The 15,073-nt window shown below is 60.8% G+C and carries 13 protein-coding genes; 7 read left to right on the top strand and 6 right to left on the bottom strand.

The features are described 5' to 3' along the window. The first annotated feature begins 91 nt into the window (after positions 1 to 91). The 3 genes from AC07N4_RS27975 to AC07N4_RS27965 all read left to right on the top strand — a co-directional run bounded on the left by AC07N4_RS27975 (position 92) and on the right by AC07N4_RS27965 (position 3,789). Entirely contained in the window at positions 92 to 1,792 is a 1,701-nt protein-coding gene (locus tag AC07N4_RS27975; protein WP_096822676.1) for an acid phosphatase, read from the top strand. A gap of 119 nt (positions 1,793 to 1,911) precedes the next feature. Then, positions 1,912 to 3,084 (top strand): hypothetical protein, encoded by a 1,173-nt coding sequence (locus tag AC07N4_RS27970; RefSeq protein ID WP_096822675.1) that lies wholly within the window; start codon positions 1,912 to 1,914, stop codon positions 3,082 to 3,084. Between the two features lie 180 nt (positions 3,085 to 3,264). Beyond that, positions 3,265 to 3,789 carry an SET domain-containing protein-lysine N-methyltransferase gene (locus AC07N4_RS27965; RefSeq protein ID WP_096822673.1) on the top strand — a complete coding sequence of 175 codons (525 nt, stop codon included), beginning with the start codon at positions 3,265 to 3,267 and terminating at the stop codon, positions 3,787 to 3,789. Between the two features lie 8 nt (positions 3,790 to 3,797). On the opposite strand, the gene can is transcribed toward AC07N4_RS27965, so the two are convergent. Then, entirely contained in the window at positions 3,798 to 4,442 is a 645-nt protein-coding gene (can, locus tag AC07N4_RS27960) for a carbonate dehydratase (protein WP_096822671.1), read from the bottom strand. Between the two features lie 141 nt (positions 4,443 to 4,583). Here can and AC07N4_RS27955 point away from each other — a divergent pair, with 141 nt between their 5' ends. Further along, positions 4,584 to 4,991: a serine kinase/phosphatase gene (locus tag AC07N4_RS27955; protein ID WP_493066641.1), complete on the top strand. Its 408-nt coding sequence runs from the start codon at positions 4,584 to 4,586 to the stop codon at positions 4,989 to 4,991. Between the two features lie 46 nt (positions 4,992 to 5,037). Here the strand turns inward: AC07N4_RS27955 and rimI are convergent, their stop codons facing one another. Beyond that, entirely contained in the window at positions 5,038 to 5,490 is a 453-nt protein-coding gene (gene rimI / locus AC07N4_RS27950) for a ribosomal protein S18-alanine N-acetyltransferase (RefSeq protein ID WP_096822667.1), read from the bottom strand. Further along, complete coding sequence (locus AC07N4_RS27945) at positions 5,483 to 6,235, bottom strand: energy transducer TonB (protein WP_493066647.1); 753 nt, start codon at positions 6,233 to 6,235, stop codon at positions 5,483 to 5,485. The genes rimI and AC07N4_RS27945 overlap by 8 nt, the downstream gene beginning before the upstream one ends. A gap of 231 nt (positions 6,236 to 6,466) precedes the next feature. Between AC07N4_RS27945 and mksB the strand changes: the two genes are divergently transcribed. Genes mksB through mksF form a run of 3 tightly spaced genes read left to right on the top strand, consistent with a single transcriptional unit; the run spans position 6,467 to position 11,272 of the window. Continuing rightward, a complete protein-coding gene (mksB, locus tag AC07N4_RS27940; RefSeq protein ID WP_273539198.1) occupies positions 6,467 to 7,744 on the top strand; it encodes an Mks condensin complex protein MksB in 1,278 nt (425 codons plus the stop codon). After that, entirely contained in the window at positions 7,734 to 8,435 is a 702-nt protein-coding gene (mksE, locus tag AC07N4_RS27935) for an Mks condensin complex protein MksE (protein WP_047599132.1), read from the top strand. The genes mksB and mksE overlap by 11 nt, the downstream gene beginning before the upstream one ends. Continuing rightward, complete coding sequence (gene mksF / locus AC07N4_RS27930) at positions 8,432 to 11,272, top strand: Mks condensin complex protein MksF (protein WP_102621194.1); 2,841 nt, start codon at positions 8,432 to 8,434, stop codon at positions 11,270 to 11,272. Before mksE ends, mksF begins: the two co-directional genes overlap by 4 nt. A 69-nt stretch (positions 11,273 to 11,341) precedes the next feature. Here the strand turns inward: mksF and AC07N4_RS27925 are convergent, their stop codons facing one another. The 3 genes from AC07N4_RS27925 to AC07N4_RS27915 are packed head-to-tail and all read right to left on the bottom strand — an operon-like array spanning position 11,342 to position 14,907. Next, positions 11,342 to 13,645 carry a PqiB family protein gene (locus AC07N4_RS27925; RefSeq protein ID WP_493066642.1) on the bottom strand — a complete coding sequence of 768 codons (2,304 nt, stop codon included), beginning with the start codon at positions 13,643 to 13,645 and terminating at the stop codon, positions 11,342 to 11,344. Further along, a complete protein-coding gene (locus AC07N4_RS27920) occupies positions 13,638 to 14,261 on the bottom strand; it encodes a paraquat-inducible protein A (RefSeq protein WP_096822659.1) in 624 nt (207 codons plus the stop codon). The genes AC07N4_RS27925 and AC07N4_RS27920 overlap by 8 nt, the downstream gene beginning before the upstream one ends. Further along, positions 14,248 to 14,907, bottom strand: coding sequence for a paraquat-inducible protein A (locus AC07N4_RS27915; protein WP_096822658.1), 660 nt, complete (start codon positions 14,905 to 14,907; stop codon positions 14,248 to 14,250). The genes AC07N4_RS27920 and AC07N4_RS27915 overlap by 14 nt, the downstream gene beginning before the upstream one ends. Between the last annotated feature and the right edge of the window lie 166 nt (positions 14,908 to 15,073).

The raw sequence follows: 15,073 nt of genomic DNA, 5'->3' as shown, positions 1-15,073 counted from the left end.
AACACCGCACCTTTTGTCACCCAACCGTCACATTCCCTTGCTAGCGTCCGCCCGAAACATACTGAAACAATTAAGCAAAACGGACTTCGACATGAACGACGACACAGACGGCAAAGATCCCTCCTCGCCAGAATCCGACAATCCCACCGACACCAGCCGTCGCCGCTTTCTCGGCGGTGTCGCTGTCCTGGGTGTGGGCGCCACGCTGGCAGGGTGCGGAAATGCCGGTGATCAGCCGGGCAAACCCGAGGAGCGCCCGCTCTCGCCTGCCGAGCTGGACAAGGCCCTGCGCGATCAGGTGAAGACCGTTGTGGTGATCTACGCCGAGAACCGCAGTTTCAATAACCTGTTCGGTGATTTCCCCGGTGTCGAAAAGCCGTTGTCGGCGCTCAAGCCTGCCGACTATCAACAGCGTGACCGCGACGGCAGCCTGCTGCAGACCCTGCCGCCGGCCTGGGGTGGTGTGTTGCAGATCGGCCCGCAGACTCTCGATGGCGTGACCTATCCCAGCGCGGTCCAGTTCCAGGAAAACCTGCCCAACGCGCCTTTCGCCCTCAAAGGCCCGAACGCCGAGGACTTGCCGCTCGGCCTGGTGACTCGCGACTTGTGGCACGTGTTCTATCAGAACCAGATGCAGATCAACGGTGGCAAGAACGACGGCTTCGTTGCCTGGGCCGACTCCGGAGGCCTGACCATGGGTCACTACGCCCAGAGTCGCTACTCCCTGCGCCTGTGGGACGTGGCCCAGGAATTCGTGCTGTGCGACAACTTCTTTCAGGGTGCATTCGGCGGCTCGTTCCTCAATCACCAATATCTGATCAGTGCCACCGCGCCGTTCTACCCGAACGTCGCCAGTTCGGTCGCCAAGAGTCAGATCGCTGCGCTGCAAAGCGACGACCCGGCCGATCCACGCCTCAAGCCGCTGGAGCAATCACCGGCCAGCGCCATGACCGGCCCGCCGCAGTTCGGCCCAAGCGCGCTGACTCCGGACGGTTACGGGGTCAATACACTCGCCCCGCCCTACTGGCCGACGTGGATTCGCGACCCGGAGCGTCCGGCGTATTCCAAAGCCGATCTGCCGAACGTCCTGGTGCCCCAGACCCACGAACACATTGGCGACAAGCTGTCGAAGAAGAACGTCGACTGGGCGTGGTACGCCGGTGCCTGGCAGGCGACGCTGGATCAGTACAAGGATTCCGGCGGTATCCCGAAAATCCCCAACTTCCAGTATCACCACCAGCCGTTCAATTACTTCCAGCAGCAAGGCCCGGAGCATCCCGAAGAGCGCAGCAAACGCCTGCGCGACGCCGGTCTGGGCGATGAATCGAGCACCAACAAGTTCTTCGCCGATGCCGAAGCGGGCAAGTTGCCGGCCGTGAGCTTCTACAAACCCCAGGGCAACCTGAACATGCACGCCGGTTACGCCGACGTGGCCTCCGGCGACCGCCACATCGTCCGTGCCCTGAAAGTGCTGCGGGAAAGTCCACAGTGGAAAAACATGGTGGTGATCGTGACCGTCGATGAAAACGGCGGCTGGTGGGACCACGTCGCGCCGCCCAAGGGCGATCGCTGGGGGCCGGGTTCGCGAGTACCGGCGCTGGTGGTTTCACCGTTTGCCCGCAAAGGCACGGTGGATCACACGGTCTATGACACCGCTTCGATCCTGCGCCTGATCACCCGGGTGTTTCAGCTGGAGACTCTGGCGGGTATCAAGCAGCGTGACGATGCAATGACCGGCCGGGGTCAGAAGCCGATGGGCGACTTGACCAACGCCCTGCATTTCAAGGTCTGAGGACAGGTCCTGCGGTACAGCTCAAAAAACTGTGACTGACGGCTTCTCGCCATCACCCGGCTGATCCAATATGTGGCGCACCCGACCAACGGGGAACCCACGCTGAAAAGGATCTGAGCATGTTCAAACTCGCAGGACTTACCCTCGCTGCGCTCACGCTGAGCGCAGCCGCCCACGCCGATGTCGACCTGAAACTGGGCAGCACCGAGCGCGTCACCCGCCTCTTCGCCTATCCCAACAATTGCAGCGTGATCTGCTTTCGCAACTGGACGCTTGAGCAGACTGTCGCCCATTACCTGACTCAAAGTGTGCAGCGCGATGGTTATGCCAACGCCAAGGTGCTGGTGAAAACCGACAACCATCAGCTGTACGCCGAGATCAGCGGCGTGCCGAAAGGCTATGACAAGCCGCTGGCCGCGCTGCTGGATGCCGGCGACCTGGCCTACACCGGCGCCAGCAAGCTCAACGCCGATGGCAAATGGGCGTACAGCTGGTATCTGTTCCTGCCACTGGGCATGGCTCTGGAAAACCGTAAAAGCGTCGAACTGCTGCACTTCCCGCCGGATTACTCGCTGACCCAGGCCCAGGATTACCTGCGCTCCAACACCACCGACCGCTGGGCTGCGCTGCTGACCGACAACGGCATCCCCGCCGACCAGACGCCGGGCTATCAGACCATCATCGACATCGCGCCGATTGCCGCGCCCGCCAGCGCCGGCAAGGATCTGGAAGGGGTCTACGACTACTTCAAGGACTACCAGACCACCATGGTCAAGGAAGTCAGTCAGAACGCCAAAGGCGCCACTCTGCCGATGGTCGCTTTCGGCGCGCCAGTGCGTAACTGGATCAAACAGCAATACGGCGCGACCGTGAATGTACTGGGCCTGGCCACCATCAGCCCAAGCGCAGGCGTGAACGTGCCGGTGCTGGGTTCCAACCACCCGAGTTACATCTGGTACGCCGCCGACCCGGCCAACTACACCGGTGACGATGCACAGGCCAAGGCCGATGCGGCAGGTTTGAAAGTGATGGGGCAAGACTTGAGCGCAGCCTGCTGGCAGGCCGGGATGGGCAGCAAACCGGGCACCGATCCGAAAACCTTGCTGAACAGTTGCACCCAGACCTGGCAAGTGACGCAGAAAACCAAGACCTGCGAACTGTTCTACACCTCGATCCGTAACGAAACCGCAGCGCAGGCAGCGACCACCTGCTCGACCCCGACGATCAAGACTCAGCTGCAACAGCTGAACGGTCCGTTGCCGGCCATGGCAGCACCGGCTCCCCACTTCTGATCGAACGCATGAAGTTCCCGTGTCAGCCTTGGCTGACTCGGGAAAGCGTCTATTTCGCCTGTCAGATCTGACAGTAGACCGCTAGTGTCATTTACGGGATTCTTGGATTCAAAGCTTGGGCTCAAGGACTGACAGGATGTCAGTCTCGGGAATCGCGACACCTGGCCGACAAGGAACGTTATGAACACTTACGCACTGCAAAGTGGCTCCCCTCGCGACACCGAGGGCATTTATCCCTTCGCCGGACTCCCGGTTCGCCTTGGATTCCCCTCCAGAGCTGATTTCGAAATTGTTCAAGGCAGCCATGCCATGTCCATCGCCGTCGTGGCGCGCCGGGAATTCCTGCGTATCACCCGAATGTGCAGGGTCTCGGGTCAACTGCTGCCTTACCGCTGCCGGCAGACCCGACAACTGCAGCCCGGTATTCATATCTACGATCCGCGCTTTTTCGGACTGTTCGAACACTCGTGCGACCCGAACGTGTTTCTCGACATGAGCGAATTATGGCTGTGGGCACTGCGGGACATTAAGCCCGGCGACCGGCTGACCATGGATTACACCGCCACCGAGGACAAACTGCTCAGGCAGTTCGTCTGCGGTTGCGGGTCTTCACACTGTCGCGGGTGGATCGTCGGCTACGACGAATCCCCCAATCTTGAAGGCCAGCGCTATTTGCAGAGCTGGCGTCGGCAAGGTTTGCGCTGACCGGAGAGTTACTGCGCTTCTACCGGACGCAAACGGTATTGCGGCGGCAGTTGCTCGAAACCGCTGATGGTCGTGTTCAGGCTCTTCCAGCGGCCATCCTTGATGCCGTAGATGCAACCGTGGATCGACAGGCTCTGCCCGCGATGCCAGGCGTTCTGGATGATGCTGGTGTGAGCGACGTTGGCCACTTGCTGGATCACGTTGAGCTCGCACAGACGATCGACCTGCTCTTCTTCGGTCGGCAACTTGGCCAGTTCTTCACGTTTTTCGTAATACAGATCGCGGATCGACCGCAACCAGCCATCGATCAGACCGAACTGGCGATCCTGCATCGACGCCCGCACACCGCCGCAACCGTAGTGGCCGGTGACCAGAATGTGTTTGACCTTGAGCACGTCCACCGCGTACTGGATCACCGACAGGCAATTGAGGTCGGTGTGCAGCACCACGTTGGCAACGTTACGGTGAACGAACAGATCGCCCGGCAGCATGCCGACGATCTCGTTGGCCGGCACCCGCGCATCGGAGCAACCGATCCACAGATATTCCGGCGTCTGCTGGCGGGCCAGTTTGGCGAAGAAATCCGGGTCTTCCTTGGTAATCGCGTCAGCCCAACGCTCGTTGTTATCAATCAGGTCTTGTAAGTCATGCATGCTGTAAGGCCTCAAGAAAGATGCGCTGCTTTGACAGACAACCGTCCGTCGGGGTCACGAAAGGATCGCAAGTGATTTCGTTGGAATTCTCGTGTGCCCGGTGAGTCCACCTCAGTAAGGCCCACAGTATGAGGATTTGCCATGACTGATTCACGACGTCCCTTCGATGCGGTGCAGCCGGAGCCCATCGATGATAACGAAGACCGCATGGGATCGGTGCATGAGCTGGACTTCGACGACGAACAGCCCAGCGCAAGGATCGGCGACGAACTGCCGGAAACCGAGCGTGAACAGCTGATGCCCCGCAAGCGGGTGCGTGAGGCGGGCCTGACCGGCGCTTCAGTGGCTGATCACGAGCCGACCGACGATGATCTGAGCCCGGAAACCCTGATCCATGAGGACGGCGCGCGGGATGCGGACGAGCCAGGATCAGGCAATCAGGCGGATTGGGACTTGAGCATTGTCGATGAGGACGACATTGGCGGCGGGGACGGGCTGGATGAAGCGGAAATGGCACGGCGCGATCCGATGGATGGCAAGCGCGGATGACCTGAAAGAACGCCATCGCGGGGTGACCCGCGATGGCGATCAACGCTTAATCCACCAGGGTGCAGGCCATGACTACGGCGTCTTCACGCCCGCCCACCGCCGGGTAGTAATCCCGGCGCCGGCCGATTTCGTTGAAGCCATAGCGCTCATACAAGCGAAAGGCCGAGGTATTGCTGTCGCGCACTTCGAGGAAACATTCCCGGGCATCCGCGGCATAGGCGCGAGACATCAGGTGTTCGAGCAATGTCAGCCCAAGGCCCCGGCCCTGATTTTCCGGTTTGACCGTGATGTTGAGCAGGTGCGCCTCATCCAGAATGATCTGCACCACGCCATGTCCGACTTGTTGCTCGCCTTCGAACATCAGCCAGATCTGGTATTTGCCCAGCCCGTCGAGAAAGATCCCGCGAGTCCATGGATGGCTGTAGGCCGCAAATTCAATCTTCAGTACGGCATCCAGATCGGCTTCGACCATCGGGCGGAACGTTACAGCGTCACTCATTCGATTCTTTCCAGCGCGCCATCAGCCGACGCATGGCTTGCCACACGGCGGCCTTGCGCTGTGGCTCTTCCATCAACAATTCAAGCCCCGGCACGGCCCACGCCAGGCCAAGACCCTCGATTTGCAATTCGCGGTTGAACGCTTCGGCATCCGCTTCGCCGGCAAAACGCACCGCCGGCAGGCCGATCAGCCACAGGCAGGCGCACGGCGCCGCCTCCATTTGAACCGACAGGAAACCCTGGACGAAATCCCGGGCCGCTTCGGGCCCCTGATCCATCGTGCCGCGCACCAGCAATGGCCAGCGCACCGGATCACCGACGATCTGCGGCGCATCCGGCAGACCGGCGGCGCGCAGCATGTCCTTGAGCAACAGGTACGCCGGATCGCGGGACTGGAAAGAATCGCCTGTGGGTAACTCCACCAGCAACAGGCAACGACCGGCCCGCAGCAATTGCAGAGTAAAACGCGGTGGCGGGACCGGCGCCGGTTTGACCACCACAGGTGTTTCGTCGACTTCTTCCACCGGCTTGGCGCCCGTGCGGGTGCTGGCCAGCGAAGGTCGCGGGACCTCGATCTTCGGCCGTTCGACCGGACGCGCGGCAGGCTGCACCGGCGCATCGGCCTGCGGCGCAGGTGCCACGAACACCGGGACGTCAGGCTCGGGCTCGGCAACGTCCAGCAGCTCGGGCCGTGACGGCGCGGCAAAGGGCAATTCGGTGCGCGGCAGCCAGTTGACCACCTGCATGGCGTTCAAATAGGCGCGGCGGCGGGACTCGATTAGCAAGGGTCGGCCACTTGTGGATAACTGAAGTGCGCTGATTCTACCGCCCTTCGCTCAAGATCGCCCGCTGTTGATCGATAGTCTTGACCGATACCTTGACGCAAAGAAAAGCGACAGCCCGTCCCGAGAGTGAATCGCATCCCGCGTGATGCAGTACAATCGCGGCTTTTAATCGCCAACCAGCCGGCCATTCCGATGATCGAACCCAAGCGCGTCTTGCGCGCCCTCGCTGAACACTGGGCACTTCTGGAGCCACTGTGCGAGCACTTCGACCAAGGCACCCTGAGCCTCAACGAACTGCGCACGCAACTGGCCGCCCAACAACTGGACAGCACGCCGCAGGACATCACCAGTCTGCTCGACGTGTGGATTCGCCTCGACATTCTGGTGCCCGTGGCCAAAAGCCCGAACCGTTTCGAGCTGAACGCGCAGATTCACGACTTCCTCGCCTACCTGCGTCGGGAACACCGACTCGGCCTGTGCCTGGAAATCGAAGCTTACCTGCGTCACCTCGAGCGTCTGGCCGGTTACATCCAGGATGCGTTCGACATTCGCGACGGCAATGATCTGGCGCGTCAGCTGCGCCTGCTCGACATGCGCGTGCGCGACGTTCTGAAGAAACTCGACAATGACGAACAGGCACTGGTGGCCGTGGCCGAGCGGGCCAAGACCAGCGACCGGCAGATTCCGCTGCGTCAGCGTTACGCCGAAGTACTGGCGACCTGGGACGAATACGTCGAGCCGATGATTGATCTGGTGAACGCCGACGGCGCCTTCGAACAAGGCGTACGCAAGGTCGAAACCGTGCTGCTGAAGATGCTCAGCGAACAGCAGCGCCTCGGCCATCTGGTCGATGACGACATGCTGCTGCGCACCCACGCGCGCATCCTCGAGATGCAGACCAGCGCCCAGCTGACCCTGCGTCATGCCCGGGAATTGCTGCTGCCGTTGCGTGAAGAAGCTCGCCGGCACAACGCCGTGACCCGTGGTGCTGCGCTGGCGCTGGCCGCGATCCGCCGCAAAGGCATCGACGCCGTACCGCAAGCCGCGATGCCGCTGTTCACCCGGCCGCAAAGCACCTTCCTTGGCAGCGCCAGTCAGGTCGAGGCCTACGTCTACGCCCTCGCCCGTTTCGAGCCGAAACCGGCGCGCTTCCCCAAGGCGCACAAGACACAGAAAGGCGAAGCCCCGCGCGCACCGCGCACGGTGCGCGAAATGGTCGACCGTTGCGAAGAATCCCTGCCAATGCCGGATCTGATGACCTGGCTGCTGGAGCAGGAACCGGACGGCGCGACCGACGAATTGCTTTACTGGTTCTCGCGCCTGTCGCGGGAAAAACGCTTCAAGCGCGAGCGTCTGGAACGCCGCGAATACCACACACACGAGCACCAGGTCAGCCTGCGCTCCTTCGCCCTGCTCTCGGCCGCCGACACCGCCGCCGAGGATTCTGCGAGCATCCCCAATGCATCTTGATCTTTCCGAACTGTCGCAACTCGCGCCGATCTTCCGCGAGCTGTTCAAGGGTTACCACGTCAGCCGCCGCGATCCGGAGCTGTACGCGCAACTGTCGAACTTCCAGGACCAGTACCGCACGCTGTTCAAGGCACTGGGTTTCGAACTGGTCTGCGACACCCGTGGTTTCTACTATTTCGTGCCGGACATGGCAGCAGCGGCGGTGAACAAGACCGCTCAGCGCCTGGCGCTGTTCACCTTCATCCTCGTCGAGCATCTGGCCGATCAGGGCCGCGATCCGATCGCTGTGCTCGACGGCGGCAGCCTCGGCCGCGAAGAGTTGCCGTCGCTGCTGGAAAAGTACCGCGACCTGTTCATCCAGGCCGAAGTACAGACCGTTGAAGAGCTCGAAGAAAAGATCATGCGCCGCATGACCCAGCTTGGCTTCGCCAGTGAAGAAAACGGCGTGTACCGCTTCCTGCCGCCGATGCACCGTTTCCTCGACGTCTGCCTCTCGGTTCAGCAAGACCGCGATCTGGCAGCCAGCGTTCACAGCGTGCTGCCGCTGCCGGCACCGGTGCTGATCGACGAAGAAGCCGAAGCCAAATTCCTCGAGACCGACGATCCACTCGATCTTTCCGAATTTGAGGAAGAGAGCGAAGAAGACGCACTGGCCCGCGCCATTGCCGAAGAACAGGAGTCCGACGCATGAGCCAGGAACGCTACGGCATCCGCCGCTTTGCCCTTTTGAACACAGCCGGTTACAGCCTCGGACTGTTCCCGCTGGAAGAACCGCTGTCGGTCTACGGCGCGAACAACCTCGGTAAATCCGCCTCGATCAACGCCTTGCAGTTCCCGATCCTGGCGCGCATGTCAGACATGAGTTTCGGCAAGTACAGCCTGGAACAATCCCGGCGTTTCTACTTTGCCTCCGACACCAGCTACATCCTCGTCGAAGTGAACCTGCCCCACGGCCCGCACGTGATCGGCGTGGTCGGTCGCGGCCCGGGTGGCGGTTTCGGTCACCAGTTCTTTGCCTACGCCGGCAAGCTCGATCTGGCGCACTACCAGAAAAACGACACCTGCCTGCGTCAGAAAGAACTGTTCAGCAACCTTGAAAAGGAAGGCCTGAAAGCCTACGAACTCAAGCCTGATGAACTGCGCCGTTTGCTGGTTGGCGGTCATACGTCGATCCCGCTGGATCTGACCCTGATCCCGCTGCGCTCCACCAGCGAGCAGAGCCTGAAGACTTTCCGCGCGCTGTTCATCAACCTGCTGCACATGCGCGAAATCACCGCAGCCAAGCTCAAGCAATTGTTCCTCGATGCCTTCGAACACAGCCTGCGTTCCGGCAGCGTCGATTACATCGCCGCGTGCGAAGAAGCTTTCCGCGACGTGCGTCGCATGGAACAGGACTACAACTCGCTGGTTGCGGCCGGCCCGCTGGTCGAAGCCTTGGCCAACGGCGTGAAACAGCGCGACGTGCTGCGCGGCAAGCTGCATCGCCTGTCGCCACTGCTCGATTCGTTGCTCGGCACCTGGTCGGATTACGCCGGTGCGCGCAAAGAAGAACTGGCGATCCAGGCCGAACATTACCGTCGCGAGCAGGACGACCTGCAAAACGATCAGCGCGGCGGCACTCAGGAGCTGATGCGTCTGGAGCGGGAAATCTCCGGTATCCAGCGCTGGCTCGGTGAGTTGTCGGTGCTGAAAAACCGCTTTGCGCTGGTCGATGACGTCAAGGTACTGGAGCAGCAACTGCTGGCCGCCAAGGACGCTCACGATGAACTGGCCGGTGCGCTGGCGCAGTCCCGTCAATTCAGCGCCGAGGATCTCGAGGAGCGTCTGCGGGATCTGGAAAAACGCCTGAAGTCGGTGAAACAGCAACTCGATCACGCCGACAACAACAGCTACGCCCGCCTGCGTGAAGAGTTCTCGCAACAGGACGTCGAACGCCTGATGCGTCTGTTCAACAGCGCGCTGTTCAGCCTGCCGCTGGGCGAACACGGCATCACCCTCGACGAGGACGGCGAGTGGGTCAAATCGGTCGAGCTGATCCTCGACGGCTTCAAGGGCGAGCGTTTCGAAGTGCCGGGTCTGTCGATCGACATCTCGCACATCGAGCCGCCGGCCCTGCAAGCGCTGGCCGACCGTGCCGCGCTGCGTGATCAGAAAGAGCGTCTGGAAAAAGAACTCAAGCAACTGAAAACCCAGCAAGCCGTGGCCGCCGACCGCGCCGCGAGCAAGACCCAGACCGAAGCGCTGTACCAGCAGGTGCTGGATGCGCAGAAAGCTTTGGAAGACTTCCGCCGCACCCAGACTCTGAGCGCCGAAGAAGGCGACAAGCTGGAGCAACTGGCGCAGATGGAAGCCGCGCAGGACGAACTCAAGCGTTCCAGCGATGCGTTCACCGAGCGCGTCCAGCAACTGTCGGCCAAGCTGCAACTGGTCGGCCGCCAGATCGCCGACATGGAAGCCAAGCAACGCACCCTCGACGATGCCCTGCGTCGCCGTCAGTTGCTACCGGCGGATCTGCCATTCGGCACGCCGTTCATGGATCCGGTCGACGACTCCATGGACAACCTGCTGCCGCTGCTCAATGACTATCAGGACAGCTGGCAAGGCTTGCTGCGTGCCGATGGCCAGATCGAAGCGCTGTACGCGCAAGTGCGCCTCAAAGGCGTGGCCAAGTTCGACAGCGAAGACGACATGGAGCGCCGTCTGTCGTTGCTGATCAACGCTTATGCGCACCGTACCGACGAAGCCCTGACCCTCGGCAAGGCGCGTCGCGCAGCCGTGACCGATATCGCGCGGACCCTGCGCAATATCCGCAGCGACTACGACAGCCTCGAGCATCAACTGGCACTGTTCAACCGCGAGATCAACAAGCGTCAGGTGTCCAACCTGCAGAGCTTCCGCATCGTGCTCGCGCCGAACAAGGAAGCGCTCAAGCACATCGACCAGATCATCCACAGCGCCGGTCAGTACGAAGAAGGCGAAACCCTGTCGGTGTTCGACCTGAGCCAGAGCGCCGAGCAGGACAACAAGAACGAAGAGGCCAAGGAATACCTGGCGCGGCTGGTGGCGGCGAATCACAACCAGCTCGGCCTCAAGGACTTGTTCGAACTGGCGTTCGAGATCACCAAGGTCAACGGCCAGCCGGTGATCCACACCGACATCGATGGCGCGGCGTCCAACGGCACCACGATGACCATCAAGGCGCTGACCAACATGTACTTGTTGCTGCACTTGATGGACCGCGACCTGGCCGGTCGCGTGCGCCTGCCGTACTACCTCGACGAGGCGGCGGACATCGACGAGAAGAACCAGGCAGCATTGCTGGAAACCAGCCTGCAACTGGGCTTCGTGCCGATTCTGGCGAGCGTGAAGCCGCAGGTCTGCGCCAGTGTCGCCATCGACCTGGAAGGCGGCAGCGGCCCGGCCGGCATCTACATCGACGAGGCGGACTGGAAATACATCCGCCGTCACGATGTGGTGAAGGCCACCGTCAATGTCGAAGCGGACGAGCCGGAGCTGGATGCGGTTTGATGCGTAACTGACGGGCACAAAAAAGGGCCGCGATCCATTGGATCGCGGCCCTTTTTCATGGGCTCGGGATTATTTACCGAGGGGGATTTTCGGCGCCCAGGTCAGCCATTCGTCTTCGAACTTGTCGAACAGCGCGAAGGTCTGTTCAGCCCGAGCCGGGTTGCCCATGCGCTCACCGTCCGGCGTGGCGAAGGCGATACCGCCCTGAATCGCTGTCTCCAAAGACTCCGTGCGTACGGTCACGCCCTTGAACAGACCGATATCGAATCCGACACCGCTGGTGTTCCAGAAGCGGCTACCGCTACGTACCAGTGGCGCGTACTTCGGCTCGATCAGGATGTGCACCAGTACCCGATCCGCAGTCTGGCCCAGTTCATAACCGGTGACTTTACCCACGGTGATTTCGCGGTAAGTCACTGGCACACCCGGTTTGAGCGAACCGCGACGAGCGGCGCTCAAGACCAGGCTCAAGCCTGCTTCCTGCTTGGCCAACTCTGGCGGATTGCCCAACGCCACGAAGTTCTTCTGCGGGCCGAGGTTCTTGGCCGCCGGTTGCACTTCGAGGTATTGGCCGGTCACCAGGGTTTCCAGGTTCGAGGTTTTGATCAGCCCCAACTCCGGTTTGACCACCCAGAACTGACTGCCGACCCGGGCAATCTTCTCCGGCACTTCTGTGATGCGCGCGGTGAGGATCACCGATTGCAGGTCATCGGTCAGGTCGACGCTTTCGATCTTGCCCACATCCAGGCCTTTGAAGCGAATCGGCGTGCCGCTGCGCAAACCGTCGGCACGGTCGACCTTGATGGTGACCACCGCGCCCTTCTGATTCGCGTCATCATGATTGGCGAACAGACGGAAGCGCGGAATCCGCTTCTGCAGCGGAGCCTTGGCTTGCGGCGTTTCGAACGCGATGCCGCCGGCCATCAGGGTCTGCAACGACTCGCTCTTGACCTGAATGCCGCCGGTCAAGCCGCCGGTCAACGTGACCCCGCTGACGTTCCAGAACCGGGTCGAGGCGTTGACCAGGTTTTCGTATTCCTTCTCGATGTGGACGCCGATCACCAGTTGCTTCCGGGTCTTGGAGAACTGATAGCTCTGCACCGAGCCGACCTTGACCTGCTTGTAGAGGATCGGGCTGCCGACATCGATCGAGCCGAGCGTATCGGTGAACAGCACCAGGTGCAGACCCGGTGAACGGAGGTCCAGCGGCGGCGCTTTCGGCCGGGCTTCGAACTCACGCTGCGGAGCGCCGCCCTTGTCGCCTGGGCGCACGGCGATGTAGTTACCTTTGACCAACGCTTCCAGACCGGTGATGCCGGCCAGGGAAATCGACGGCTTGACCACCCAGAACTGGGTGCCGGTGACCAGATACTCTTCAGCCAGAGGATCGAGGGTCAATTCAGCGGTGGCGCTGGACAGATCCGGATCGATCTTCAGCGCTTTCAGGTTACCGACCTGAATGCCCTTGTACATCACCGGGGTACGCCCGGCCTGCAAGCCTTCGAAATCGCTGAGTTTGACCTTCACGCGGATGCCGGCGGCGGCCGCATCGAAGTCTTCGTAGAGGCGGAACGGCAGGCTCGGATCGGTCGGCGGGCTGTCCTTGCGGTTCTCCGGCGTAGCGAAGGCAATACCGCCGGCGACGATGCTGGCCAGGGACTCGCTGCGCACTTTCACCCCGGACAGGTTGGCGTCGATGCTGATGCCGCTGGCGTTCCAGAAGCGCGTATGTTTACGCACCAGTTTGGCGTAGGTCGGCTCGATGAACACTTTGAGTTCGACAGTGCTCTGGTCTTCCGACAGCACGTAACTCTTGATCTGGCCAACCTTGATCTGCTTGTAGAACACCGGGCTGCCACGGTTCAGCGAACCCAGGCGATCCGCCTTGATCGTCAGGTGCAGTCCGGGTTTGGAGTCCGACAGCGGCGGCTCTTCGGCCAGGGCCTTGAACTTGCGGGTCGGCTCGCCTTCACCCGGGCTGATCGCGACATAGTTACCCGATACCAGGGTTTCCAGACCGGTGATACCAGCCAGTGTCACACTCGGTTTGACCAGCCAGAAGCGGGTACTGGTCTTCAGGTATTGATCGACATCCTTGTTCATTTCGATGGTGGCGATCACGCCTTTGGTGCCGCCTTCGTCGTCGAGCTTGAGGGCTTTGACCTTGCCGACGGGCATGCCTTTGTAGACCACTTCGGTCTTGTTGGCCTGGATACCTTCACCGCTTTCGAAGCGCACCTGAATCTCGATGCCGGTTTCGTTGTAGGCACGCCATCCCAGCCAGCCGCCGATGATCAGGGCAATCAGGGGCAGTACCCAAATGGCAGACCAGTTCGAAGCCGGTCGGGTTTTCGCTACAGGCAAATCAGTCATGGTCGGCGTCCGACTCCGTGTTATCCCAAATCAGTCGGGGATCGAAAGTGACAGCGGCGAGCATCGTCAGAATCACCACACTGGCGAAGGCGATGGCGCCAAGATTGGCTTCGACGCTGGCAAGCCGGCCGAAGTTGACGACCGCCACCAGAATGGCGATCACGAAAATATCGAGCATGGACCAGCGGCCGATGAACTCGATGAAGCGGTACATCCAGATCCGTTGACGTGCGGACAAGGGCTGGCGGCGCTGCACCGAAAACAGCAACAGCGCGATACCCACCAGTTTGAATGTCGGCACCAAAATACTGGCGATGAACACCACGGCAGCGATCGGAATCATGCCGTGCTGCACCAACTGGATCACACCAGACATGATCGTGCTCGGATCACCCTGGCCCAGAGAGCTGACTGTCATGATCGGCAGTACGTTGGCCGGGATGTAGATAATCGCCGCAGTGATCAGCAACGCCCAGGTTCGGGCGAGACTGTTCGGGCGCCGCGCATGAACCAGCGCACCGCATCGGGTGCAGGTCTGAACATCGCTTTCGGTATCCTGCCTGTTCAGTTCGTGGCATTCGGTACAGATCAGAATGCCTGCATCAATCGCCCGCATGGGCATCCTCTCCTGATAACGCCTGCCAGATCTGGTGCGGTGACATCACCACTTCGAGCCAGACCTGAACCAGTAACAAGCCGATGAAACACGCCAGACCGAGGCCCACGGTGATGGCCGCCATGTCCGCCAGTTTGACGATCGCGACCAGGACGCCCATGAGGTAGACCTCGAGCATGCCCCAGTCTTTGAGGTGGTGATAAATGCGGTAGAGCAACAGGCCGTAGCTACGACCGATGTTGAAACGGATCGTCAGCAACACCATCAACTGACACAGCAGTTTCAGCAGTGGAATCGCCATGCTGCACAGGAATACGACGACTGAAACGCCGCGCATATCGGTATTGAACAGGCCGATAACACCGCTCCAGACAGTGTCCTGCGACGATTGCCCCAGAACATTGAGCTGCATGATGGGCAAAAAGTTCGCCGGCACGTAGAGCAGCAGTGCGGCAATGACCAGGGCAAGACTGCGCTGCACCACGTTATGGCGGTGTGCATACAGTTCGTAGCCACAACGTGGGCAGAGGGCTTTTTCGCCGTGGGCAAGCTTGGGCTTGCGCATCAGCAGATCGCACTCATGACAGGCCACCAAGTCATCCAGCGGTAATTCTGACAGCCCGGGGGCGTCAACCGAATCTGACATAAGGGCTCTGACTCCGAAAAAGTTGGGATCTATTCTAGTGTTCTGATTCGAAAATAACTGTGCAAATTTGTTCGCCGACGGCGAGCAAAAACTTTCCCGCGGGCAAAACAAAACCCCAACTGCTTTCGCAATTGGGGTTTCGGAATTTAATCTTGACGATGACCTA

This window comes from Pseudomonas sp. GW821-FHT09E04 (genome assembly GCF_059416185.1).
The sequence above is the reverse complement of the archived record's forward strand: the minus strand, read 5'-3'. Positions and strand labels throughout refer to the sequence as shown.

Coding starts and splice junctions, on each gene's coding strand:
- AC07N4_RS27975 (WP_096822676.1), top strand. CDS start 92: ATGAACGACGACACAGACGGCAAAGATCCCTCCTCGCCAGAATCCGAC.
- AC07N4_RS27970 (WP_096822675.1), top strand. CDS start 1,912: ATGTTCAAACTCGCAGGACTTACCCTCGCTGCGCTCACGCTGAGCGCA.
- AC07N4_RS27965 (WP_096822673.1), top strand. CDS start 3,265: ATGAACACTTACGCACTGCAAAGTGGCTCCCCTCGCGACACCGAGGGC.
- can (WP_096822671.1), bottom strand. CDS start 4,442: ATGCATGACTTACAAGACCTGATTGATAACAACGAGCGTTGGGCTGAC.
- AC07N4_RS27955 (WP_493066641.1), top strand. CDS start 4,584: ATGACTGATTCACGACGTCCCTTCGATGCGGTGCAGCCGGAGCCCATC.
- rimI (WP_096822667.1), bottom strand. CDS start 5,490: ATGAGTGACGCTGTAACGTTCCGCCCGATGGTCGAAGCCGATCTGGAT.
- AC07N4_RS27945 (WP_493066647.1), bottom strand. CDS start 6,235: ATGCAGGTGGTCAACTGGCTGCCGCGCACCGAATTGCCCTTTGCCGCG.
- mksB (WP_273539198.1), top strand. CDS start 6,467: ATGATCGAACCCAAGCGCGTCTTGCGCGCCCTCGCTGAACACTGGGCA.
- mksE (WP_047599132.1), top strand. CDS start 7,734: ATGCATCTTGATCTTTCCGAACTGTCGCAACTCGCGCCGATCTTCCGC.
- mksF (WP_102621194.1), top strand. CDS start 8,432: ATGAGCCAGGAACGCTACGGCATCCGCCGCTTTGCCCTTTTGAACACA.
- AC07N4_RS27925 (WP_493066642.1), bottom strand. CDS start 13,645: ATGACTGATTTGCCTGTAGCGAAAACCCGACCGGCTTCGAACTGGTCT.
- AC07N4_RS27920 (WP_096822659.1), bottom strand. CDS start 14,261: ATGCGGGCGATTGATGCAGGCATTCTGATCTGTACCGAATGCCACGAA.
- AC07N4_RS27915 (WP_096822658.1), bottom strand. CDS start 14,907: ATGTCAGATTCGGTTGACGCCCCCGGGCTGTCAGAATTACCGCTGGAT.